A 26707-nucleotide genomic window follows, 5' to 3' on the forward strand; every position below is an offset into this window, starting at 1 on the left:
ATGTCCATCCCCTGGCCGCTGTCCGCCGCGCAGCGCGGAGTCTGGTACGCCCAACTGCTGAACCCGGACGCCCCCGTCCAGGTGGCGCAGTACGTCGAGATCGCCGGGCCGGTCGACCCGGAGGTCTTCGCCGCCGCGGTCCGCGCCTGCGCCCACGAGGTCGAGGCGGTCCACGTCCGCCTCGTCGACCTCACCTCCGGCGGTCGGCCAGAGCACGGTGACCCGAAGCACGGTCCCCTGGAGCACAGCAGGCCGAAGCACGGCGGATCGGGACATGGTGGGCCGGGGCACACTGCGTCGAGCCGCCCTGCGCCGGGACACGGTGGGCCAAGGCATGCTGCGCCGGGTCACTCTGCGCCGGGTCACAGTGGGCCAGGGCACGGTGGTCTGGAGCACGGTGAGCCGGGGCACGGTGGGCCTTCGGGCCGGGCCACGGACCGGGCCGAACTGCAGGGGCCGCCGGAGCAGATCCTCGACATCGCGCCGGTCGAGGTGCCTGTCGTCGACCTGAGCGGTGCGGCCGATCCCATGGCGGCCGCGCACGCGTGGATGCGCGCGGCCTCCTCCACTCCGATCGACCTGCTGGGCGAGCGGCTGTTCGACAACGCGCTCCTGTGCCTCGGCGACGACCGCCACCTGTGGTACCTGCGCTGCCACCACCTCGCCGTCGACGGCTACAGCGGCCCGCAGATCACGCGGCGGCTCGCCGAGGTGTACACCGCGATGGCCGACGGACGGCCGTACGGCGCGGGGACCCTGGGGTCGCTGGAGGTGCTGCTCACCGAGGACGAGGAGTACCGCGCGTCCCGCCGCTTCGAACGCGACCGCGCGTACTGGCTGGACCGCTGCGCGAATCTGCCCGAGGCCCCGGCACTGTCCGTTCGCCCCGGCCACGGCACCCGGCCGTCCGCGACGTTCATCCGGGAGTCCGGCGGGCTGAGCCCGGCCGAGGCCGACGCGATCACGTCCGCGGCTCGAGTGCTCGACACCACCCTCACCGGACTGACGATCGCGGCCGCCGCGGCGTACACCGCCCGGCTGTGCGGCGTCTCCGACATCGTGCTCGGCCTTGCGGTGACCGCGCGGACCACCCCGGCGGCACGCCGCACTCCTGGGATGCTGTCGAACGTCCTGCCACTCCGGCTGAGCGTCCGGCCCGCCGACTCGGTCCGCGACCTCATCGGGCAGGTGACCGAGCAGGTCGGGCGGCTGCTGCGACACCAGCGGTACCGCCTGGAGGACCTGCGCCGTGACCTCGGCCTCCTCGGCGACACCCGCCCGCTGTACGGCCCGCTGATCAACATCATGGGGTTCGAGCGCGACCTGGACTTCGCCGGCCACCGGGGCGTCCCGCACGTGCTGACCACCGGTCCGGTCGAGGACCTCGCCGTCAACGTGTACGAGGGTGCCGCCGGCGAGGGCACGCGCATCGACGTCGACGCCCACCCGGAGCGGTACGCCCCCGCAGAGGTCGCCGCCCACCACGCCCGCTTCCTGAACTTCCTGCGCGCCCTCGCGACCACCGGCCCGGACCGGCCGATCGGCATGCTCGACGTCGCCCTCCCGGAGGAGCGCGCGGTGGCTCTCGGCCGGCCCCGGGTGCCGGAGGCTCGGCGCGCGACCATTCCCGGTCTGTTCGCGGCGCGCGTCGCCCGCGACCCGGAAGCGGTCGCGATCGCTGACGCCGGCACGTCACTGACGTACGGGGAGCTGAACGCCCGCGCGAACCGGCTGGCCCACCACCTCATCGCCCTCGGCGCCGGTCCCGAACGGCTCGTCGCCCTGGCCCTCCACCGATCCGCCGACCTCGTCGTGGCGATCCTCGCCGTGCTCAAGTCCGGTGCGGCGTACGTCCCGATCGACCCGGACTACCCGGCGAACCGCGTCGCGGCCATGCTGGAGGATGCCGCACCCACACTCGTCCTCACGGCCTCCGCCGTCGAACTGCCCGCAGGCGTCACGCGGGTCCGCATCGGTGACGAGGCGCTCGGCGGGTACCCCGAGGACGACCCGGTCGTGCCGCTGCGGCCGGAGCATCCCGCGTACGTCATCTACACGTCCGGGTCGACGGGGCGGCCGAAGGGCGTGGTCGTCCCCCATCAGAACGTCGTGCGGCTCCTCGATGCCACCGACCCGTGGTTCGGGTTCGGGCCGTCGGACGTCTGGACGCTCTTCCACTCCTACGCCTTCGACTTCTCGGTGTGGGAGCTGTGGGGCGCCCTGCTGTACGGCGGCCGGCTCGTCGTCGTCCCGTACGACGTCAGTCGCTCCCCCGAGGAGCTCCTCCGCCTGCTCGACGACGAGCGCGTCACGGTCCTCAATCAGACGCCGTCGGCGTTCCACCAGCTCATGCGCGCCGACCGGGACACAACGCGGGACCTCGCCCTGCGGTATGTGATCTTCGGTGGTGAGGCGCTCGACCCGTCCCGCCTCGCCGACTGGTACTCCCGGCACGCCGACGACGCGCCCGTCCTGGTCAACATGTACGGCATCACCGAGACCACGGTGCACGTCACCTACGCGCCGCTGAACGCCTCAGCCGATCGAGGCAGTGGAATCGGCGTCGGCATCCCCGATCTGCGGGTGTACGTGCTGGACGCGGCGCTGCGGCCGATGCCGCCCGGCGTGACGGGCGAACTGTACGTCGCGGGGGCCGGTCTGGCGCGCGGTTACCTCGGCCGCCCCGATCTGACCGCCGAACGGTTCGTCGCCGACCCGTACGGGCCCGGCCGCATGTACCGCACCGGTGACCTGGCCCGGCGGCACGCCGACGGCCGCCTGGAGTACGTCGGCCGCGCCGACCACCAGGTTCAGCTGCGCGGCTTCCGCATCGAACTCGGCGAGATCGAGGCCGTGCTCGCCGCCGACCCGTCCGTCGACGAGGTCGCGGCGGTCGTTCGCGAGGACGGGCCGGACGACGACCGGCACCGGCGGATCGTCGCGTACGTCACCGGTCCCGGCGTCGAACAGGTCGAGGGCGTACCCCAGGGTCCCGCCGAGCCCGGCTCTGTGGACCCCGCCGCACTCCGCGACCTGGCGCGGCGGAACCTCCCGGCGCACATGGTCCCGGCCGCGGTCGTACGGCTGGACGCCCTGCCGCTCACCCCCAACGGCAAGCTGGACCGCCGTGCCCTGCCCGCGCCGGACATCACCACGTCGTCGCGTGGTCCGCGGACGCCGGTGGAGGAGGTGCTGTGCGGGGTCTTCGCCGAGGTGCTGGGCGCGCCGGCGGTCGGGATCGACGACGGCTTCTTCGACCTGGGCGGGGACTCGTTGCTGGCCACCCGCGTCGTCGCCCGCGTCCGATCCGTACTCGGCGTGGAACTGCCCGTCCGCGCCCTCTTCGAGACGCCCACCGTCGCCGGGCTCGCCGCCGGGCTGGACGCCGCCGCACCGGCCCGGCCCCCGCTCGTGCCCATGCCAAGGCCCGAGCGGGTCCCGCTGTCGTACGCGCAGCGGCGGCTGTGGTTCCTGAACCGGCTGGACGGTCCCACGACGACCTACACCATGCCCGCCGCCCTCCGGCTGACCGGCGACCTGAACGTCGACGCCCTGCGGGCGGCGCTGACCGACCTCGTCGACCGGCACGAGGTGCTGCGCACCGTCTACCCGCAGGTCGACGGCGAACCGTGCCAGGTCGTCCTCGACGGCGTACGGCCCGAGCTGCCGGTGACCGAGACCGGCGACCTGGACGCCGACCTGGCCCGGGACGCCGCGCGCGGGTTCGACCTGGCGCACGAGATCCCGCTGCGCGCCCACCTCTACGCGACCGGCCCCGGCGAGCACGTGCTGCTGGTGGTGCTCCACCACATCGCGGCCGACGGGTGGTCCCTCGCCCCGCTGGCCCGGGACCTGATCGGCGCGTACGCCGCGCGGGCGGAAGGGCGGGCGCCCGCCTGGGAGCCGCTGCCGGTGCAGTACGCCGACTACGCGCTCTGGCAGCCGGACGCGCTCGGGTCCGAGGACGACCCCGGCAGCCTCATCGCTCGCCAGATCGCGTACTGGCGGGAGACCCTGAACGGGCTGCCCGACGAACTCGACCTGCCGACCGACCGGCCCCGGCCCGCCCAGGCGTCGCACGAGGGCGCGCGGGTTCCGGTGCGGCTGGATCCGGAGCCCCTGACAGCGCTCGCCCGCGAGACGGACGCCAGCGTGTTCATGGTGGTGCAGGCCGCTTTGGCCGCGCTGTTGAGCAGGCTGGGCGCGGGCACCGACATCCCCATCGGCACGCCGATCGCCGGACGCACCGACCAGGCCGTGGACGACCTGGTCGGGATGTTCGTCAACACGCTCGTGCTGCGCACCGACCTTTCGGGGAACCCAACGTTCCGGGAGCTGATCGGGCGGCTCCGGGAGGCGGATCTGGCCGCCTACCAGCACCAGGACCTCCCCTTCGAACGTCTCGTGGAGATCCTCAACCCGCAGCGCAGTATGGCCCGGCATCCGCTGTTCCAGGTCATGCTCGCGTTCCAGAACACCGACCGGGTCGAGCTCGACCTTCCGGGCCTGGCGGCGACCGTACGGCCGGTCGACGCGGGGATCGCCAAGTTCGACCTGCTGCTCGACCTGGATCCGAGTGGGGCGGGCGCGCTGGAGTACGCGACCGACCTGTTCGACCGCTCGACCGCCGAGGCGCTCGTCGCACGGCTCGGCCGCCTCATCGTCGCGGTCGCGGCCGATCCCGACACGCGCATCGGCGCGATCGACCTCCTCGATCCGGGCGAACGCCACCGGATCCTTCAGGACTTCAACGACACTGCCCGGAAGGTCCCGCCCGCCACGTTGGCCGAGCTGTTCGAGCAGCAGGTCGCCAGGACCCCGGACGCGACGGCGGTCGTCTTCGCGGGCGACGAGCTGACCTACGCCCAGCTGGACGCGCGGGCGGAGCGGCTGGCTGGTGCACTGGTCGCCCGGGGTATCGGTCCGGAGGACTTCGTGGCGGTCGCGCTGCCGCGCGCGGCGGAGCTGATCGTGGCGCTGTGGGGGGTGCTGAAGGCGGGCGCCGCGTACGTCCCCATCGACCTGAGCCATCCGGCGGAGCGCATCGCGCTCCTGCTCGACGACGCCGGACCCGCCTGCGTCATCGCGCACGAGGGCACCGTGCTCCCGCGTGCGCTGCCCCGCGTGCCGCCCGACGTCCCCGCACCGCTCCCGGCCGAACCGCTCGAACAGGACCCGGACTCGGTCTCCGCAGAGGAACCGGCCTACGCCGAACCCGCCTGCGTCATCGCGCATGAGGGCACCGTGCTCCCCCGCGTCCCCGCGCCGTCCGAACAGACCTCGGTCTCCACGGAGGAGCCGACCTACGCCGAGCCGGTGTTCCGGAGAGCGGCGGCGGGCGCACGGCGAGTACGGCCGGACAACGCCGCCTACCTGATCTACACCTCCGGGTCCACGGGACGGCCCAAGGGCGTCGTCGTCGCGCACCGGGGCGTCGTCGACCTGGTCGACTGGGCCGTGCGCGACTTCGGGCGGGAGCGGCTGTCCCGGGTACTGGCCGCGACCTCGCTCAACTTCGACGTCTCCGTGTTCGACACGCTCGTTCCACTGCTGGTCGGCGGCTCGATCGAGATCGTCCCCGACCTGCTCGCCCTCCTCGACCGGCCGGTCGACGTCGACCTGATCTGCGCGGTGCCCTCGGCGCTGTCCGCGGTCCTCGCGCAGGGGGCGCGGCCGAAGGCCGGCACGCTCGCGCTGGCCGGCGAGGCGCTCCCGCCGCAGTTGCTCCGCGAGGCGCGGGACGCCCTGCCGGAGACCCGCATCGCCAACATCTATGGCCCCACCGAGGCGACCGTGTACGCGCTGGCCTGGGAGGACGACGGCGCACCCGATGCGCGGGCGCCGATCGGCCGGCCGCTGACCAACACCGGCGCGTACATCCTCGACGCCTGGCTGAACCCCGTCCCCGTCGGCGTTCCCGGCGAGCTGTACCTGACCGGCAGCGGCCTGGCGCGCGGCTATCACGATCGGCCCGGCCTCACCGCCGAGCGGTTCGTCTCGAACCCGTTCGGCCCCGGCCGCATGTACCGGACCGGCGACCTCGCCCGCTGGACCGCCGACGGACAGGTCGAGTACCTCGGCCGTACCGACCACCAGCTCAAGATCCGCGGCTTCCGGGTCGAGCCGGGCGAGATCGAGGCGGTGCTCGCCGCGCACGAGGCGGTGGGCCAGGCCGTCGTGCTCCTGCGGGAGGACCGGCCCGGCGACCAGCGCCTGGTCGCGTACGTCACCAGGCCGGGAGGTCAGCCTGGGCCGGGAGGTCGGTCGGGGCCGGGAGGTCGGTCGGGGCCGGTTGGTCGGGAAGAGCAGGCTGGTCGGGAAGAGCAGGCTGGTCGGGAAGAGCAGGCTGGTCGGGAACGATACGGGTTGGTTGGTCGGGAAGGAGACGCGGACCCGGCCGAGCTGCGCGGGTTCGCCGCCGACCGGCTGCCCGCCCACATGGTGCCGTCGGTCGTCGTCGTCCTCGACGCCTTTCCTCTGGGCCCGAGCGGGAAGCTCGACCGGGCCGCGCTGCCCGCCCCGGAAGTGTCCGCCACGGGGCGGTCCCGGGCGCCCTGGACCCCGGCGGAGGAGATCGTCTGCGGGATCTTCGCCGACGTCCTGGGCGCGGGCCGGGTCGACCCGGACAGCGGCTTCTTCGATCTGGGCGGCAACTCGCTGCTCGCCACCCGCGTCATCAGCCGGATCCGGTCGGCGTTCGGTGTCGAACCGACGATCCGGGCACTGTTCGAGGCGCCCACACCCGCCGGTGTCGTCCAGGCCATCGAGGAGGCGGGCTCGGCCCGGCCGCCGCTGCGGCCCGTGGAGCACCCGCCGATCGTTCCCCTGTCGTACGCGCAGCAGCGGCTGTGGTTCCTCGACGGCCTCGACGACGAACCCTCCGGCACGTACAACATCCCGATCGCGCTGCGGCTCACCGGCAAGCTCGACGAGTCCGCCCTCCGGATCGCCCTGTGCGACCTCACCGAACGGCACGAGCCACTGCGGACCGTCTTCCCCGTCTCCGGCGGCACGCCGTACCAGCTGGTCGTCGACGGCATGGCCCCCGAACTGCGGATCGTCGACGTCGCCACGGCGACCGGGCCGGAGCTCGACGAGCGCCTGACGGTGGACGCCGCGCGGGGCTTCGACCTGGCGGTCGAGCCGCCGCTCCGCGCTTTCCTGTACGCGCTCGGCGCGGACGAGCACCTGCTGCTCATCGTCGTGCACCACATCGCCTGCGACGGCTGGTCGCTCGCCCCGCTGGCCCGCGACCTGATCACCGCGTACGCGGCGCGGGTCGACGGCGACACGCCACGGTGGGATCCGCTGCCGGTCCGGTACACCGACTACGCCCTCTGGCAGCGGGCCCTCCTCGACGAGGACCTCATCGGACGGCAGATCGCGTACTGGCGCGACGCCCTCGCCGGGCTCCCCGACCGGCTCGCCCTGCCCACCGACCGGCCGCGCCCGGCGCGCGCGTCGTACCGGGGCGCGACCGTCGCCTTCGACATCGACGCCGCGCTGCACGCCCGGCTGGAGGCCCTCTCCCGCGAGAACGGCGCGACCGTGTTCATGGTCGCGCAGGCGGCGCTCGCCGCGCTGCTCACCCGCCTCGGCGCAGGCGACGACGTCCCGATCGGCTCACCCATCGCGGGACGCACCGATGAGGCGCTGAACGACCTGGTCGGCATGTTCGTCAACACGCTCGTGCTGCGCACGGACACGAGCGGCGACCCGTCGTTCCGCGAGCTCCTGGCCCGCGTACGCGAGACCGACCTGGCCGCCTACCAGCATCAGGACCTGCCCTTCGAGCGGCTGGTCGAGGTCGTCGCCCCGGAACGCTCGATGGCCCGGCATCCGCTGTTCCAGACCATGCTCGCGTTCCAGAACACCGAGCGGGCGGTCGTCGACCTGCCCGGACTGCGAGCGGCCGTCGAACCGGTGCACGCGGGAGTGGCAAAGTTCGACCTGCACCTGATGCTCGAGGAGCACCGCAGCGCCGACGGCGGCCCGGCCGGGCTCGGCGGGACCCTGGAGTACGCCCTCGACCTCTTCGACGCCGGAACCGCCGAACGGATCGCGTCCCGCTTCGTCCACCTACTCGAGACCGCCGTGGCCGACCCGGACGTCCGGATCGACGCGATCGACCTGCTCGACGACGCGGAACGGCGGCGGGTGCTGCAGGAGTGGAACGCCACGGCGCGTCCGGTGCCGGGCGTCACGCTGGCCGACCTGTTCGAGGCACAGGTCACCCGCACCCCGGACGCGGTCGCGCTGGTGTACGAGGGCGTCGAGCTGACCTACGCGGAGTTCGACGCGCGCGTCAACCGTCTGGCGCACTACCTGGTCGAGTGCGGCGTAGGGCCGGAACGGTTCGTCGCGCTCGCGGTGCCGCGCTCGATCGAGCTGCTCGTGGCGATGTACGCCGTCATCAAGGCGGGCGCGGCCTATGTGCCGGTCGACCCCGACCATCCCGCCGACCGTGTCGCGTACGTCCTGTCCGACACCCGGCCGATGCTGATCCTCACCACCGGCGATATCGCGAACCGGCTACCCGGACCACTGCTGGTCCTCGACGACCCCGAGGTACGAGAGGAACTGACCGGATTCCCCGACACAGCTCCGGCCCGTACGGTGACGCCTGCCAACGCCGCGTACGTCATCCACACCTCGGGATCGACGGGGCGGCCCAAGGGCGTCGTGATCCCGCATGCCGGGATCGTCAACCGGCTGCTGTGGGCGCAGGACGAGTACGGGCTGAGGCCCGGTGACCGGGTGGTGCAGAAGACACCGGCGACGTTCGACGTGTCGGTGTGGGAGTTCTTCTGGCCCCTGCAGACGGGTGCCGCCCTCGTGATCGCCCGGCCGGACGGCCATCGGGACGCGGGCTATCTGGCCGAGCTGATCCGGGAATGGCGGGTGACGACGGCGCACTTCGTGCCGTCGATGCTGGCGGCGTTCCTGACCGAACCGCAGGCCGCCGACTGCGCGGGCCTGCGGCGGGTGCTGTGCAGCGGCGAGGCGCTGTCCCCCGAACTCGCGGGACGGTTCCAGCAGGTCCTGCCGCGTGTCGAGCTGCACAACCTGTACGGGCCGACGGAGGCGTCCGTCGATGTGACCTCGTGGCGTCATCGCCCGGGATCCGAGAGCGTCCCGATCGGGCGGCCGGTCTGGAACACCCGCGCGTACGTGCTGGATCCCGGGCTGCGGCCGGTGCCGCCCGGCGTGCCCGGAGAGCTGTATCTCGCGGGTGCCCAGCTCGCTCGCGGCTACCACGACAGGCCCGGCCTGACCGCCGAACGCTTCGTCGCCGACCCGTACGGGCCCGGCCGCATGTACCGCACCGGAGACCTCGCACGCTGGAACACCCACGGCCAACTCGAATACCTCGGCCGCCTCGACCACCAAGTCAAAATCCGCGGCATCCGCATCGAACCCGGCGAAATCGAAACCGTGCTCGCCGAGCAGGAAGGCGTGACCTCGGTCGTCGTCGTCGCGCGGGAGGACCGTCCGGGCGACCGGCGTCTCGTCGCGTACGTCGCCGGAGACGCCGACCCGGCGGAGCTGAGGCGGGCCGCCGCGCGGGCGCTGCCGGAGTCGATGGTCCCGGCGGCCGTGGTCATGCTCGACGAACTGCCGTTGACCCCCAGCGGGAAGACGGACCGCGCGGCCCTGCCCCCTCCGATGTTCGCCGCCGGGTCCCGGACGCCGGGCACGCCCGCCGAGCGGCTGCTCGGCGAGGTCTTCGCCGAGGTGCTGGGCGTCGATGCGGTCGGGGCCGAGGACGGGTTCTTCGATCTCGGCGGGGACAGCATTCTCGCGATTCAGCTCGTGTCGCGGGCCAGGGCCGCCGGGCTCGTGATCAGCGCTCGGGAGGTGTTCGAGCATCGGACGCCGGCCGCTCTCGCCGCGGTCGCGCGGGCGGCCGCGGACGTGGCCGAGCGGTCGGAGCCGCCCGGCGCGGGCGTCGGCCCCGTGCCGCGCCCGCCGATCGTGTCGTGGCTCGCCGAACGCGGCGGCCGGTTCGACGGGTTCAGTCAGGCGGTGCTGCTGACCCTGCCGCCGGCGCTGGGCCTGGAGCGGCTCACCACGGCGGTGCGGAGCCTCCTCGACCACCATGACGCGCTCCGGATGCGGGTGCGCCGAGCGGACGGCGTTTCGTGGTTGCTGGAGACAGCGCCGCCGGGCACGGTGGACGCGACCACGTGCGTCAGCCGCGTCGAAGGGTACGACCGCGAGACGATCGCGGCACGCGCCGAGGCGGCCCGCCGGAGCCTCGACCCGGAGGCGGGGGCGGTGGTCCGGGTCGTCTGGTTCGACGCGGGCGACGCGCCGGGACGACTGCTGCTGGTCCTGCACCACCTGGTCGTCGACGGAGTGTCGTGGCGGATCCTGCTGCCCGACCTCGTACTGGCGCTCGAGGGCGCGGCGCTCGACCCGGTGCCGACGTCGTACCGCAGATGGGCCCAGCGCCTCGCCGCGGCCGCGAACCATCCACAGGTTGTGGACGAACTCCCGCGCTGGACCGAGATCCTCGACGTCACCGACCCGCCGCTCGGCACCGGCGCACGGGACGTCTACAAAGGAGCGGACCTGCGGCGATTCACCGTGACCCTGCCCCGTGAGCAGGCCGAACCGCTCCTGACCACCGTGCCCGCCGCGTTCCACTGCGGCGTGAACGACGTCCTGCTCACCGGGCTGGCCCTCGCCGTCACGGCATGGCGCCGCGACCACGGGCGAGACGTCGGCGAGGGCGTACTGATCGACCTGGAGGGGCACGGGCGCGAGGATCTCGACGGCCTCGGCGACGAGCACGGCACCCGGGGCGGACTCGATCTGACGCGGACAGTCGGCTGGTTCACGAGCCTCCACCCCGTCCGCCTCGAGCCCGGCACGGAAGACGCGGGACAGGCGCTCAAGCGGGTGAAGGAGCAGCTACGGGCGGTCCCGTCCGACGCGGGGTACGGGCTGCTGCGCCACCTCAATCCGCGCACCCGCGACGAGCTGGCGGCCCTGCCCGCGCCGCAGATCCTCTTCAACTACCTCGGCAGGGTCGACACCGGGGACGGCGACTGGACCCTGGCCCCGGAGTCCGACGTCCTCGGCACCGGCCACGACCCGGCCATGCCGGTCGCCCACGGCCTGGAGATCGACGCCGTCACGCGGGACGGCGACCTGCGGGCGACATGGGTCTGGCCGGACGGATGGCTGCCCGAGGACGAGGTGCGCGACCTCGCCGACCGATGGTTCGCCGCGCTGCGGGAGCTGGCCGCCGCGGACGGCGGCGGGCACACACCCTCCGACCTCACCCTCATCGAGCTGGACCAAGACGAGATCGACGCGCTGGAAGACCTATGGGAGCAGGGTTGAACCGGTCACAGATCGAGGACGTCTGGCCGCTGTCACCACTGCAGCACGGCCTGCTGTTCCACGCGCTCCTCGACGAGCGGGACGTGTACGCGGCGCAGGTCGTGCTCGACGTGACGGGCGCGGTCGACGCCGACGCGCTCCGGAAGGCGTGCCAGGACCTGCTGCGCCGCCACCCGAACCTGCGCGCGGCGTTCTCGCACGACCGGCTCAAGACACCGGTTCAGGTGGTCCCGCGCACGGTGGAGCTGCCGTTCCAGGAGGTGACGGCGGCCGACGAGGACGAGGCCGACCGGATCGCCGACGCCGACCGCGGCACGCCCTTCGACCTCGCCCGCCCGCCGCTCATCCGCCTCACGCTCGTACGGCTCGGACCCGACCGTGCCCGGATCGTCCTCACCAACCACCACATCCTGCTCGACGGCTGGTCCACGCCGACCCTGGTCACCGAGCTGCTGACCCGCTACGCCGGCGCCGAGCCCCCGGCCGCGACCCCGTACAAGGAGTACCTCGCCTGGCTGAAGCGACAGGACCACACCGCCGCGACCCGCGCCTGGGCGGCCGCCCTGGACGGGGTCGAGGAGCCCACGCTTCTGGTGCCCGAGGCCGCCGGGCTCCCTCCCGTGCCGCCGACGGCCGTGTCGGAAGAACTGCCCGAGGACCTGACCGCACGGCTCCGTGCCCGGGCCCGCCGCCACGGCGTCACCATGAACACGCTCGTCCAGGCCGCCTGGGGACTGCTGCTCGCGCGGCTGACCGGCCGCTCCGACGTGGTGTTCGGGCAGGTGGTCTCCGGCCGCCCGCCGGAGATCCCGGGCGTCGAGCAGATGATCGGGCTGTTCGTGAACACCGTCCCCGTACGGCTCCGGATCCGGGACGACGAGACCCTCGCCCAGTTGCTCGCCCGGCTCCAGGCCGAACAGGCGGCACTGCTCGGCCACCAGCACCTCGGCCTCTCGGAGATCACCGCCCAGTCGGGCGTGACGCCGCTGTTCGACACGCTCACCGTGTTCGAGAACTATCCGTTCAACCCGTCGGCGATGGGCGAGTCCATTGCGGGCCTCCGGCTGACCGGCGCGACGCAGCGGGACGCCACCCACTATCCCCTGACGCTGTACGTCGTCCCCGGCGACCGGCTGACCCTCCGCCTCGACCACCGCCCCGACGCCGTCGACGCCGCGACACTCCTCGCACGGTTCGCACACCTGCTGCACACCATCGCCGACGCGCCCGACACACCCGTCGGTGCCGTGGACCTGCTGCTTCCCGGCGAACGGCGACGGGTGCTGGAGGAGTGGAACGCCACGGCGCGTCCGGTGCCGGACGTGACGCTGGCCGACCTTTTCGAGGCACAGGTCGCCCGCACGCCCGACGCGGTCGCGCTGGTGTACGAAGGCGTCGAACTGACCTACGCGGAGTTCGACGCGCGGGCCAACCGTCTGGCCCACTACCTGGTCGAATGCGGCATCGGACCGGAAAGCCGCGTCGCCCTGGCCCTGCCCCGCTCCTTCGACCTGCTGGTCGCGATGTACGCCGTCGTCAAGGCGGGCGCGGCCTATGTGCCGGTCGACCCGGACCATCCGGCGGACCGCGTCGCGTACGTCCTGTCCGACACCCGGCCGGCGCTGGTCCTCACCACCGGCGATATCGCGAATCGGCTACCCGGACCACTGCTGGTCCTCGACGACCCTGAGGTACGAGAGGAAGTGACCGGGTTCCCCGACACGGCACCGGCCCGGGTCGTCTCGCCGGGCAACGCCGCGTACGTGATCTACACGTCGGGGTCGACGGGGCGGCCCAAGGGTGTTGTGGTCCCGCATGCCGGGATCGTCAACCGGCTGCTCTGGATGCAGGACGAGTACGGGCTGAGGCCCGGTGACCGGGTGGTGCAGAAGACGCCGGCGACGTTCGACGTGTCGGTGTGGGAGTTCTTCTGGCCCCTGCAGGCCGGCGCGACGCTGGTCATCGCCCGTCCCGACGGGCACCGCGATCCTCGCTACCTCGCGACGCTGATCCGCGAGGAGCAGGTCACGACCGCGCACTTCGTGCCGTCGATGCTGGCGGCGTTCCTGACGGAACCGCAGGCCGCAACCTGCACGGGCCTGCGGCGGGTGCTGTGCAGCGGCGAAGCCCTGTCACACGAGGCGGCGGCGCGTTTCAACCAGGTGCTGCCCGACGCGGAGTTGCACAACCTGTACGGGCCGACCGAGGCGTCGGTGGACGTCACCGCCTGGCAGTGCCCTCCGGGAGCAACGAGTGTGCCGATCGGGCGGCCGGTGTGGAACACGCGTGTTTACGTGCTGGACCACGCGCTGCGGCCCGTGCCGCCCGGTGTGCCCGGAGAGCTGTATCTCACGGGTGTCCAGCTCGCTCGCGGCTACCAGGACCTTCCCGGCCTGACCGCCGAACGCTTCGTCGCCGACCCGTACGGGCCTGGCCGCATGTACCGCACCGGAGACCTCGCACGCTGGAACACCCACGGCCAACTCCAATACCTCGGCCGCCTCGACCAGCAAGTCAAAATCCGCGGCATCCGCATCGAACCCGGCGAGATCGAAACCGTGCTCTCCGGTCATGGGGACGTCGACCACTGCGTGGTGGTCGCCCGGCCGTACGGGGCGGACGGGGTGCGGCTGGTGGCGTACGTCGTCGCCCAGGTCGCCGACCGCACCGGATTGGCGGCGGACCTGCGTACGCTCGCCGGACGCCACCTTCCGGAGGCCATGGTCCCGGCGGCCATCGTCGTCCTCGACGAACTGCCGTTGACCACCAGCGGGAAACTGGACCGCCGGGCCCTGCCGGAGCCGGAGTTCGCCGCCACTTCGTCGCGAGAGCCCCGCACGCCGACCGAGGAGATCGTCTGCGGGCTGTTCGCCGAGCTCCTCGGCGTCGACGGAGTCGGCCCGGATGACGACTTCTTCTCCCTCGGAGGCGACTCGCTCCTGGCGATCCGCATGGTCGGCCGGATCCGGGCCGTGCTCGACGTCGAAGTCGGCGTCCGCACCCTGTTCGACGCCCCGACCGTCGCCGCGCTGGCCGAACGCCTCGACCAGACCCGTCGCGGCGCTCGCCCGGCGCTCGTGGCCGTGCCACGGCCTGAGCGGGTCCCGCTGTCGTTCGCGCAGCGACGGCTGTGGTTCCTCGATCAGTTCGAGGGGCGCAGCGCCACGTACACCATGCCGTTGGCGCTGCGGCTGACCGGCGACCTGGACGTCGACGCGCTGCGGGCCGCGCTGACCGATGTTGTCGATCGGCACGAGGTGCTGCGCACCGTCTACCCGCAGGTCGACGGTGAGCCGTGGCAGATGGTCCTGGACGATCCGCGCCTCGAGCTGCGGGTCGCCGAGACCGCTGACGTGGCGGCGGCCCTGGCCGAGGACGCGGCGTACGGGTTCGACCTGGCGAGCGAGATCCCGATCCGCGCCCACCTCTACACGACCGGCCCCGGCGAGCATGTCCTGCTGGTGGTGCTCCACCACATCGCCGCCGACGGCTGGTCCTTCGCCCCGCTCGCCGGGGACCTGATCGGCGCGTACGCCGCGCGGGCGGAGGGACGACCGCCCGGCTGGGAGCCGCTGCCGGTCCAGTACGCCGACTACGCGCTCTGGCAGCCGGACGCGCTCGGGTCCGAGGACGACCCCGGCAGCCTCATCGCTCGCCAGGTCACCTACTGGCAGGAGACCCTGAACGGGCTGCCCGACCAGCTCGACCTGCCGGCCGACCGCCCGCGACCCGCCGAGGCGTCCTACGAAGGCGGCCAGGTCCCGATCGAGATCGACGCTGAGCTCCGCGCCGGGCTGGCCGCGCTGGCCCGGCGCGACCAGTGCAGCCTGTTCATGGTGGTGCAGGCGGCGCTGGCGACGCTGCTGACCAGGCTGGGCGCGGGCACCGACATCCCCATCGGCACGCCGATCGCCGGGCGCACCGACCAGGCCGTGGACGACCTGGTCGGCATGTTCGTCAACACCCTCGTGCTGCGCACCGACCTCTCCGGGAACCCCACCTTTCGGGAACTCCTCGCACGCGTCCGCGAGACCGACCTGGCCGCCTACCAGCACCAGGACCTCCCCTTCGAACGCCTCGTGGAGATCCTGAACCCACCGCGCAGCATGGCCCGCCACCCGCTGTTCCAGGTCATGCTGGCCTTCCAGAACAACCCCCGCGCCCACCTCACGCTCCCCGGCCTCACCGCAGAACCCCTCCACCTCCACGCCGGCACCGCCAAGTTCGACCTTCACTTCGTGCTCGGGGACGAGCTGAGCGGGGTGCTGGAGTACGCGACGGACCTGTTCGACCGGGCGACCGCCGAGACGATCGCGGCGCGGTTCGTCCGGCTGCTTCGTGCGGTCGGCGCGAACCCGGAGGTCAGGGTGGGCGACATCGACGTCCTCGACGCGCCGGAGCGGCACCGGATCCTGGCGGAGTGGAACGCCACGAGCCGTCCGTTCCCCGAGGTCACGCCGGTGGAGTTGTTCGAGGCGCAGGCCGCGCGGACACCGGGCGCACCGGCACTCGTCGCCGGAACGCTCGCCGATCCGGACACCGCCGTGACGTTCACCTACGCGCGGCTGAACGCCGAAGCGGACCGGCTGGCCCGACACCTGATCGAGGAACACGGAGCCGGTCCGGAACGACTCATCGCCCTCGCCCTGCCGCGTACCGCCGAACTCGTCGTCGCGGTGCTCGCCGTGCACAAGACGGGCGCCGCCTACCTCCCGATCGACACGCGCTTTCCCGCCGACCGCATCGCCATGATGGTCGACGACGCACGGCCGGTCGCGGCGGTGACCTGCGATACGACCGCGCACGTGCTGCCCAAGAGCCTGGCCCAGGTACGGCTCCCCCTGCGGCTCGACGACTCGTCGGCCCGCGCCCGGCGTACGCTCCCGGAACATCCCGCGTACGTCATCTACACCTCCGGGTCGACCGGGCGGCCGAAGGGCGTCGTCGTCCCGCACGGGACCGTCACCAACCTCCTCGACTCGATGGCCGAGCGGGTGCCTCTCACGTCCGAGGACACGCTCGTGGCGGTGACGACGGTCGGCTTCGACATCTCCGTCGTCGAGATCTACCTGCCGTTGCTGGCCGGGGCGCGGATCCGGCTGGCGCGGGAGGAGGAGGTCGCCGATCCGGTCCGGCTCGATCGACTCATCGCGGATGCGACGGTCATGCAGGCCACGCCGACGTTGTGGCGGGAGCTCGCCGACCTGCCGGGCCTCGGCGGGCTCCGTGTGCTGGTGGGCGGGGAGGCCCTGCCCGCCGGGCTCGCCCAGGCCCTGCTGAATCGCGGATGCCCGGTGCTGAACCTGTACGGGCCGACCGAGACGACGATCTGGTCCACGTACGCACCGATCGACGTGGCGACGGCGGCCCGGCCGCCGATCGGACGTCCCCTCGGCAACACCCGTGTGTACGTCCTGGACGCCGCGCTACGGCCGGTGCCGCCGGGCGTCTCCGGCGAGCTGTACATCGCGGGAGCGGGACTGGCGCGCGGCTACCTCGGCCGCCCGGACCTGACCGCCGAGCGGTTCGTCGCCGACCCGTACGGGCCCGGCCGCATGTACCGCACCGGCGACCTCGCCCGGCATCTCCCCGATGGGCGGATCGAGTATCTCGGCCGGGTGGACCACCAGGTGAAGGTCCGAGGGTTCCGGATCGAGCTGAGCGAGATCGAGGCCGTACTCACCGCGCACGACTCGGTCTCCCAGGCCATCGCCGTCGTGCGGGAGGACCGGCCCGGCGACCGGCGCGTCACCGCGTACGTCGTCGGACCGGGAGGTCGGTCGGGGCCGGGAGGTCGGTCGGAGCCGGGAGGTCGGTCGGAGCCGGGAGGTCGGGAAGAGCAGGTTGGTCGGGAAGGAGACGTGGACGCCGGGGAGCTGCGGAAGTTCGCCGGGCAGAGCCTGCCGGACTACATGGTGCCGTCGGCGATCGTGCCGCTGGACGCGCTGCCGCTCACGCCGAACGGAAAGGTGGATCGGCGTGCTCTGCCCGCGCCGGACATCACGGCGTCGTCGCGGGGGCCGCTTACGCCCGTGGAGGAGGTGTTGTGCGGGGTATTCGCCGAGGTGCTGGGGACGGCGTCGGTGGGGGTCGATGACGGGTTCTTCGACCTGGGCGGGGACTCGTTGCTGGCGACGCGGGTGGTGGCGCGCGTGCGGTCGGTGCTCGGCGTCGAGCTGCCCGTCCGCGCGCTGTTCGAGACCCCGACCGTCGCCGGGCTCGCGGCGGCCGTGCGGGGAGCAAACACCGCTCGCCCGCCGCTGACGCCCCGGCCTCGCGCACTCACCTCGCCGCCGCTCTCGCACGCGCAGCGACGCCTGTGGTACCTCACCCGGCTGGAGGGCCGCACCGCCACGTACGCCATGCCGGTGGCGCTGCGCCTGACCGGTGACCTGGACGTCGACGCGCTGCGTTCGGCCCTGGCCGACCTCGTCGACCGGCACGAGACGCTGCGGACGATCTTCCCGGAGTCGGACGGCAGGCCGTACCAGGTCATCCTCGAAGACCGGCGTCCGGAGCTGCGGGTCGAGGAGCCCGAGGACGTGACGGCGGCCCTGGCCCGGGACGCGGCGTACGGGTTCGACCTGGCGAGCGAGATCCCGATCCGCGCCCACCTGTACGCGACCGGGCCCGGTGAACATGTGCTGCTGGTCGTGCTGCACCACATCGCGGCCGACGGCTGGTCCTTCGCGCCGCTGGCCCGCGACCTGATCGGCGCCTACGCGTCACGTTGCGAAGGACGAGCACCGTCCTGGGGGCCGTTGCCGGTCCAGTACGCCGACTACGCGCTCTGGCAGCGGGAACTGCTCGGCTCCGAGGACGACCCCGGCAGCCTCATCTCCCGCCAGATCGCCTACTGGCGCGCGACGTTGGACGGACTCCCCGACCGGCTCGACCTGCCCACCGACCGCCCCCGCCCCGCCCAGGCGTCGTTCGAGGGCGGGCAGGTTCCCGTACGGCTCGGCGCGGACCGCGTCACGGTCCTGGCTCGGGAGCTGAACGCCAGCGTGTTCATGGTGGTGCAGGCGGCGCTGGCGGCACTGTTGACCAGGCTGGGCGCTGGCACCGACATCCCGATCGGCACGCCGATCGCGGGCCGGACCGATCAGGCGCTGGACGACCTGGTCGGCATGTTCGTCAACACCCTCGTCCTGCGCACCGACGTCTCCGGCGACCCCACGTTCCGCGAGCTGGTCGCGCGGGTGCGGGACACCGGCCTGGCGGCCTACCAGCACCAGGACCTGCCCTTCGAACGCCTCGTGGAGATCCTGAACCCACCGCGCAGCATGGCCCGCCACCCGCTGTTCCAGGTCATGCTTGCGTTCCAGAACAACCCCCGCGCCCAACTGACCCTCCCCGGCCTCACCGCCGAACCCCTTCACCTCCACGCCGGCACCGCCAAGTTCGACCTGACGCTGAGCCTGGAGGAGAACCTCGAAGGCGTCCTGGAGTACGCGACGGACCTGTTCGACCGCTCGACCGCCGAGGCGATCGTCGCGCGACTGGATCGGCTGATCGCCGCCGTCACCGCCGACCCCGACATTCGTGTCGGCGCGGTCGACGTCCTCACCCCGGACGAACGCCGGTGGATTCTGCGGGACTTGGGCGACACGACCCGGCACGTCCCGCCCGCCACGCTCGCCGAGCTGTTCGAGCTGCAGGTCTCCCGCACTCCGGACGCGACGGCAGTCGTCTTCGACGGCGAAGAGCTCACGTACGCCGAGGTGACGGCGCGCGCCGGGGAACTCGCCGACACGCTCGCCGGAGCGGGCGCCCGGCCGGAGCGGATCGTGGCCATCGCCCTGCCCCGCTCCGTCGACCTGGTCGTGGCGATGCTGGCGGTGTCCATGACCGGCGCGGCGTACCTGCCGATCGACATCGCGTACCCGCAGGACCGCGTCGCGTACGTGTTCGACGACGCGAGCCCCGTGTGCGTCGTCACCCGGGAGGACGTCGACCTCCCCGGCGACCCACCACGCCTGGACCTTCCACGGACCGGGCTCCTCGCGTCGGGTCCGGGAGTCGTCGGCGGCTCTGGTGCCAGAGGCGGCTCGGAGCGCGGAGATGGCCCAGGTGGCAGCGGCGGCCCGGGGGCCGGAGGCGGCCCAGGCAGAGGCGGCTCGGGTGCCGGAGGTCGCTCGGAGCTCGGGGATGGCCCAGGTGCCAGAGGCGACTTGGAAGTGGGGGGCAGGGGCGGCTTGGAGGTCGGAGGTGGCCTGGGTGTCGAAGACGGCTCGGCGGTCGGGGGTCGTCCGCAGGCCGAGGGCCGTCCTCGGGTCGGGAGTCGTACGGCCGCCGGCTTTCAGGCGGGGGTGGACGGCGCGGCGTACGTGATCTATACGTCCGGGTCGACCGGACGGCCCAAGGGTGTCGTCGTCACGCATCGGGGGGTCGCGAGTCTGGCGGCGACGCAGCGCGAGCGGCTGGGGATCGGGCCGGGGAGCCGGGTGCTGCAGTTCGCGTCGCCGGGGTTCGACGCGGCCTTCTGGGAGCTCGTCGCGCTCCTGTCGGGGGCGACGCTCGTGCTCGCGCCCGAGGACCGCCTCGTCCCGGGCACGCCGCTGGCCGAGCTGGTCGCCGAGCAGCGGATCACGCACGCGACGCTGCCGCCGGCCGCGCTGCCCACCCTCGACGGGCTGCCGCCGGGGCTGACGCTCGTCGTGGCCGGTGAGGCGTGCCCGCCCGAGCTGGTGGAGCGCTGGTCGCGGGACCACCGCATGATCAACGCGTACGGGCCGACGGAGACGACCGTGGCGACGACCGTGAGCGCGCCGCTGTCCGGCCGGGTCGTCCCGCCGATGGGCACCCCGGTGGCGAACACCCGCGTGTACGTGCTGGACGAGCGCCTGCGGCCGGTGCCGCCCGGTGTGCCCGGCGAACTGTACGCGGCGGGTCTCAGCCTGGCCCGCGGCTACCTGGGCCGTCCGGATCTCACCGCCGAGCGGTTCGTCGCCGACCCGTACGGTGCGCCGGGTGAGCGGATGTACCGCACCGGGGATCTCGTCCGGCTGCGTGCCGACGGGCGGCTGGAGTACCTGGGCCGTACGGACCACCAGGTCAAGATCCGCGGCTTCCGCGTGGAGCCCGGGGAGGTCGAGGCGGCGCTGGCCGAGCACGGGGGCGTCTCCCGGGCCGCCGTGGTCGTGCGGGACGACTCGGGCGGCAGGCGTCTCGTCGCGTACGTCGTGGGCGACGCCGATCCGGCGGGGCTGCGGGCGTTCGTCCGGGAACGGCTGCCGGAGTACATGGTCCCGGCGGCCGTCGTGCCCCTGCCCGAGCTGCCGCTGACCGCGAACGGCAAGCTCGACCGCGCGGCGCTGCCCGCGCCGGAGTACCGGGTGTCGGGCCGGGCGCCGCGCACGCCGGAGGAGGAGGTGCTGTGCCGGTTGTTCGCGGAGGTGCTGGGCCTGGACGGTCCGGCCGGCGCCGACGACGGCTTCTTCGACCTGGGCGGGGACAGCATCGTCGCGATCCAGCTGGTCGCGCGGGCCCGGCGGGAGGGGCTGGCGTTGACGGCGCGGGAGGTGTTCCGGCATCGGACGCCGGGCGCGCTGGCGGCGGTCGCGCGGCCCGCCTCGGAGGAGGGCGCGGAGCCGGAGCCGGAAGGGGCGGGCGTCGGGCCGGTGCCACTGACGCCGATCATGAGCTGGTTCGCGGAGCTGGGCGGGTCGCTGCACCAGTCGGCTTTGCTCACCGTGCCGCCCGGCCTCGGCCTGGACCGGTTGACGCGGGCGGTCGCGACGCTCCTGGACCACCATGACGCGCTGCGCCTGCGATTCGACGGGCGGTACGCCGAGGTCACACCGCCGGGTTCGGTGCGCCCGCACGTCACCCGCCTCGAGGGGCTGGACGAGATCGCCGAACACGCGGAGGCGGCTCAGCGGTCCCTGGATCCGGCCGCCGGCGCGATGGTGCGGGTGGTGTGGTTCGACGCGGGCGACGCGCCGGGCCGGTTGCTGCTGACGCTGCACCACCTCGTCGTCGACGGCGTGTCATGGCGGATCCTGCTGCCCGATATCGTGCTCGCGCTGGAGGGCCATCCGCTCGACCCGGTGCCGACGTCGTTCCGGCGGTGGGCCGGGCGGCTCGCGGCTGCGGCGAACGATCCACAGCGTGTGGACGAACTCGCGTTCTGGACGGCGATCGAGGACGACCCGCCGCTGGCCGGCCGGGCCCTGGACCCGGCGAAGGACACCGCCGAGACCGTACGGCACCTGCGGTCGGCCCTCCCGCCGGAGGTCACCGAACCGCTGCTCACGACCGTCCCGGCGGCCTTCCACGGCACGGTGAACGACGTCCTGCTCACCGCGCTCGCCCTGGCGGTTCGGCGCTGGCGGGGTCGCGACGGCGTGCTCGTCGACCTGGAGGGCCACGGCCGCGCCGACCTGGGCGTGGACCTGTCCCGTACGGTCGGGTGGTTCACCAGCCTGTATCCCGTACGGCTCACCCCGGGCACCACCGAGCCGGGCCGCGCCCTCAAGCGGATCAAGGAGCAGCTGCGGGCCGTCCCCGGCGACGGGCTCGGGTACGGGCTGCTGCGCTATCTCAACCCGGCGACGCGCGGCAGGCTGACGGCCACGCCACAGCTCGGGTTCAACTACCAGGGCCGGGTGGCGCCGGGGCAGGGCGAGTGGTCGACCGCGCCCGAGTCCGACCTGCTCGGGATGGGCCACGGTTCGGGCACGCCGCTGCCGCACGGCATCGACGTCAACGCGGTGACCCATGACCTGCCGGACGGCCCGCACCTGAAGGTCACCTGGTCGTACGCGTCCGGCCTGTACGAGGAGGACGACGTGCGGGAACTCGCCGAGGCGTGGGCGGCGGCGCTGCGCGAGCTGGCCGTCACCGAGGAGGGTGGCCACACGCCATCCGACATCGCCCTCGTCGACCTCGGCCAGGACGAGATCGACGAGTTCGAGGCGGAGCTGGAGGACCTGTGACGACCCACGGCGGACGGCTGGAGGACATCCTGCCGCTGTCCCCCCTCCAGCAGGGGCTGTACTTCCACGCCGCGCTGGACGACCGGGACCTGTACGCGACGCAGCTGGTCCTCGACCTGGTCGGCCCGCTCGACGTCGCGGCGCTGAAGCAGGCCGCGTCGGCCCTGCTCGCGCGGCACGCGAACCTGCGGTGCGGCTTCCGGCAGCGCAAGAACGGCGAACCGGTGCAGCTCGTCCACCGCGAGGTCGCCCTGCCCTGGGCGGAGACGCCCGGCGACCCCGACGCCGTCGCCGAGCGCGAGCGGACCCGTCCGTTCGACCTGGCCCGGCCGCCGCTGCTGCGCTTCACGCTCGTCCCGGAGGCCCCGGACCGGCATCGACTCATCGTCACCGGCCACCACATCCTCCTGGACGGCTGGTCGATGCCGGTCCTGGCCGAGGAGTTCTTCACGCTGTACCTCGGCGGTGGGCTCCCGCCCGTCACGCCGTACAAGCGGTACCTGGAATGGCTGGCCGGCCGGGACCGTACGGCCGCCCGCGCGTCGTGGGCCCGGGCCCTCGACGGGGTGGAGGAGCCCACGCTGGTCGCCCCGGCGACCGTGACCGGCCCGCCGCTGCCGCCGGAGCGGATCACCACGGAGGTCGCCCTGGACCTGGCCGCCGTCCGGCGGCACGGCCTGACGGCGAACACGCTCGTCCAGGGCGCGTGGGGCCTGCTGCTGTCCCGGCTGACCGGCCGCGACGACGTGGTGTTCGGGACGGCCGTGTCCGGGCGTCCGCCGGAGATCCCCGGTGTGGAGCGGATGGTGGGACTGTTCATCAACACCGTCCCGGTGCGGGCGCGGATCGACGAGGTCGAGTCCGTCGCGACCCTGTTGACCCGCCTGCAGGACGAGCAGGCCGAGCTGTTCCCGCACCAGCACCTCGGGCTGACCGAGATCAGCCGGACGCCGCTGTTCGACACGATGACCGCGTTCGAGAATTATCCACAGCCTGGGGATATCTCGCTCGGCGACGTCCGGGTGGCGCGCGTCGACCTGTTCGACGCGACGCACTACCCCCTCGCCCTGGTCGCCGCGCCCCTCGGCGGCGACCGGCTCTGGCTGCGGCTCGACCACCGGCCGGACGCGTACGACCGCGCGGAGGCGGAGCTGCTCCTGGCCCGCGTCGAGCGGCTGCTGCGCGCGATGGCCGCGCGGCCGGACGCCTCCGTCGCGGACCTGAACGTCCTACTGCCCGGCGAACGCGAGCAGATCCTGGGCGCCTGGGCGTCCGGCCCGCTCGCCATACCACCACGCACGCTGCCGGAACTGGTCGGCGAGTGGGTCGAGCGCACCCCCGACGCCCTGGCCGTCACCACGCTGCCGTCCCCCGAGCCGCCGGAAGCTCATCCCCGACCCGCCGGAGCACCCTCAGCCGAAGCGCCCGTTCCGCACACCGATCGCACCGGGGCCGCTGCCGAATACACCGAGCAGCCGGAAGTCGGCGACCAGCCCACCGGGGCACGAGTCGGGGACGCCGCCGGACACGCTGAACAGCCGGAAGCCAGCGGCCAAGGGGCCCAAGTCGGGGACGCCGCTGGATACGCCGAGCAGCCGCGAGTCGGCGACCGGCCCGCCGGGACGCGAGCCGGGGACGCCGCCTCGCTGACCTACGCGGAGCTGTGGGCGCGGGCCGGTGAGCTCGCCGGCGAGCTGACCCGGCTCGGGGTGGGCCCGGAGACCATCGTGGCGATCGCCCTGCCCCGATCGGCGGAGTTCGTCGTCTCAGCCCTGGCCGTCAGCCGGGCGGGCGGCGCGTACCTGCCCATCGACCCCCGCTATCCGCCGGACCGCATCGCGTACATGCTCGGCGACGCCCGTCCCGCCTGCGTGATCGCGCACGACGGCGCTCCGCTCCCGTACGACGGCCCGCGGGTGCCCCCGCCCTCGCTGACTGCGGAACCGTTCCCCGCGGCCCTGGAAGGGCGGGTCTCCCAGGTGCGGGCGGACCCCGCGACCGTGGAAGCGCAGGTCTCCCAAGTGCGGGCGGACGCCGCAGCTCCGGAAGGGCGCGTCGCCCGCGTCCGACGGCTTCGGGCGGAGAACGCGGCGTACGTGATCTATACCTCGGGCTCGACCGGGCGGCCGAAGGGTGTCGTCGTCTCGCACGCGGGCCTGGCGAGCCTGGCCGCAGCCGAGGCCGAGCGGTTCGGCGTCGCCCCGGGCGACCGGACGCTGCACTTCTCCTCGCCGAGCTTTGACGCGTCGGTGTTCGAACTGCTCATGGGGCTCGCGTCGGGCGGGACGGTGACGATCGTGCCTCTGGACGTGTACGGCGGCGAGGCGCTCAAGGACGCGCTGCGGCAGGTCACGCACGGCTTCGTCCCGCCGGCCGTGCTCGGCGGCGTCGACCCCGAGGGCCTGGCGAACCTGCGCACCCTCGTCGTCGGCGGCGAGGCGTGCCCGCCCGGCCTCGCCGAACGCTGGGCGCCGGGCCGCCGAATGATCAACGCGTACGGGCCGACGGAGACGACCGTCGCGGCGACGATGAGCGCGCCGCTGACCTGCGACGCGTCGATGATCGGCCGGGCGATCGCGGGTGCGCGGGTGTACGTGCTGGACGGCCGGTTGCGGCCGGTGCCTCCCGGTGTGCCCGGTGAGCTGTACGTCGCGGGGATCGGCCTGGCCCGCGGCTACCTGAACCGTCCTGCCCTGACCGCCGAGCGGTTCGTGGCCGACCCGTTCGCGCCCGGCCGCATGTACCGGACCGGGGACCTCGTTCGTCGGCGGGCCGATGGGGCCCTGGAGTACCTCGGCCGCACCGACGCGCAGGTCAAGGTCCGCGGCTTCCGGATCGAGCTCGGCGAGATCGAGGCGGTGCTCACCGAGCAGCCGGGCGTCTCCCAGGCCGCCGCCATCGTCCGCGAGGACCGGCCGGGCGACCGCCGCCTCGTCGCCTACGTCACCGGGCCGGGAGGTCGGTCGGGGCCGGGAGGTCGGTCGGGGCCGGTTGGTCGGGAAGAACAGGTTGGTCGGGAACGACACGGGTTGGTCGGTCGAGAAGGAGACGCCGACCCGGCCGAGCTGCGGCAGGCGGCGGCGCGGACCCTGCCCGGCCACATGGTCCCCTCCGCCATCGTCGTTCTGGACGCCCTCCCGCTCAGCCCGAGCGGCAAGCTCGACCGCGCGGCACTGCCCGCCCCGGAGCTCTCCTCGGCCTCCCGGCCGCCGCTCGGGCCGCTGGAGGAGATCCTCTGCGGCCTGTTCGCGGAGGTCCTGGGTTTGGACCGGGTGGGGGTCGACGACGGGTTCTTCGAACTCGGCGGCGACTCGCTCCTCGCCACTCGCCTGGCCGGCCGGATCCGCGCCGAACTGGGCGTCGAGATACCGGTCCGCACGCTGTTCGAGGCGCCGACGGTCGCGACGCTGGCCCGCCGGCTCGGCACGGCACATCCCGCGAGGGACTCCGGCATGCCGCCTCTGGAGGTGCTCCTGCCGCTCCGCGTACGAGGAGACCGGCCGCCGCTGTTCTGCGTGCATCCCGCGATCGGGGTGGCCTGGTCGTACGCGGGACTGGTCCGGCACGTTCCGGACCGGCCGGTGTACGGCCTGCAGGCGCGCGGCATCGCCCGCGACGAGGAGCTGCCGGGGTCTATCGAGGACACGGCCGCCGACTACGTCGCGGCGATCCGCGCCGTCCAGCCCGCCGGGCCGTACCACCTGCTGGGCTGGTCGCTCGGCGGTCTGATCGCGCACGCCATGGCCGTACGGCTGCGGGCCGAGGGCGAGGAAGTGGCGCTGCTCGCGCTCATGGACGCCTACCCGCTCGACGGGGACCCGGACGCCGAGGTCCCCCTTCCCGACCTGCTGCGCGACCTGGGATTCGACGTGGCCGACGACGTCACGACCGGGGACGTCGCCGCTCTCCTGGAGGGCAGCGCGCTCGGCGGGATCGACGGCCGTCACCTGGAGGGGATGTACCGCGCCTACCTGAACGCCCTGCGCAACGGGCGCCGGTTCGTCCCCGGGCGGTTCGACGGGGACCTCCTGCTGTTCACCGCCGCCCGCAACGACGCGAGACCACATCCCGACGTCTGGCGGCCGTACGCCGCCAACGTCGAGGAGCACCCCGTCGACTGCGCGCACACCGAGGTGGCCGATCCCGGTCCGCTGGCCCGGATCGCCGCGAGATTGAAGGAGACTCTGGAGCCATGACCAACCCGTTCGAGGATCCCGACGGCCGCTACCTCGTGCTCGTCAACGACGAGGGGCAGCACTCCCTCTGGCCGGCGTTCATCGACGTCCCCGCCGGGTGGACCGTCGCGCACGGCGAGGACAGCCGGCAGGCCTGCCTCGACTACGTCAACGAACACTGGACGGACATGCGGCCGAAGAGTCTCATCGCGGCCATGGAACAGGACGAGAGAGGCTGAC

4 protein-coding genes are annotated in these 26707 nt (G+C 73.3%); all 4 read left to right on the forward strand.

Features of this window, described 5'->3' with window-relative positions; translation table 11 throughout:
• Genes ACQP2O_RS53595 through ACQP2O_RS53610 form a run of 4 tightly spaced genes read left to right on the forward strand, consistent with a single transcriptional unit; the run spans position 1 to position 26706 of the window.
• Positions 1 to 11352 (forward strand): amino acid adenylation domain-containing protein, encoded by an 11352-nt coding sequence (locus ACQP2O_RS53595; RefSeq protein ID WP_433178269.1) that lies wholly within the window; start codon positions 1 to 3, stop codon positions 11350 to 11352.
• Positions 11349 to 22292 carry an amino acid adenylation domain-containing protein gene (locus ACQP2O_RS53600; RefSeq protein WP_433178271.1) on the forward strand — a complete coding sequence of 3648 codons (10944 nt, stop codon included), beginning with the start codon at positions 11349 to 11351 and terminating at the stop codon, positions 22290 to 22292. The genes ACQP2O_RS53595 and ACQP2O_RS53600 overlap by 4 nt, the downstream gene beginning before the upstream one ends.
• On the forward strand, positions 22289 to 26488 hold the full coding sequence (locus ACQP2O_RS53605; RefSeq protein WP_433178272.1) for an amino acid adenylation domain-containing protein: 4200 nt from the start codon (positions 22289 to 22291) through the stop codon (positions 26486 to 26488). Before ACQP2O_RS53600 ends, ACQP2O_RS53605 begins: the two co-directional genes overlap by 4 nt.
• The gene (locus tag ACQP2O_RS53610; RefSeq protein WP_433178274.1) at positions 26485 to 26706 is read left to right on the forward strand and encodes an MbtH family protein; all 222 of its coding nucleotides are present in this window, start codon (positions 26485 to 26487) and stop codon (positions 26704 to 26706) included. The genes ACQP2O_RS53605 and ACQP2O_RS53610 overlap by 4 nt, the downstream gene beginning before the upstream one ends.
• The last annotated feature ends 1 nt before the right edge of the window (position 26707 follow it).

The sequence above is a fragment of the Actinoallomurus sp. CA-150999 genome, assembly GCF_050942425.1.
Classification (GTDB): domain Bacteria; phylum Actinomycetota; class Actinomycetes; order Streptosporangiales; family Streptosporangiaceae; genus Actinoallomurus.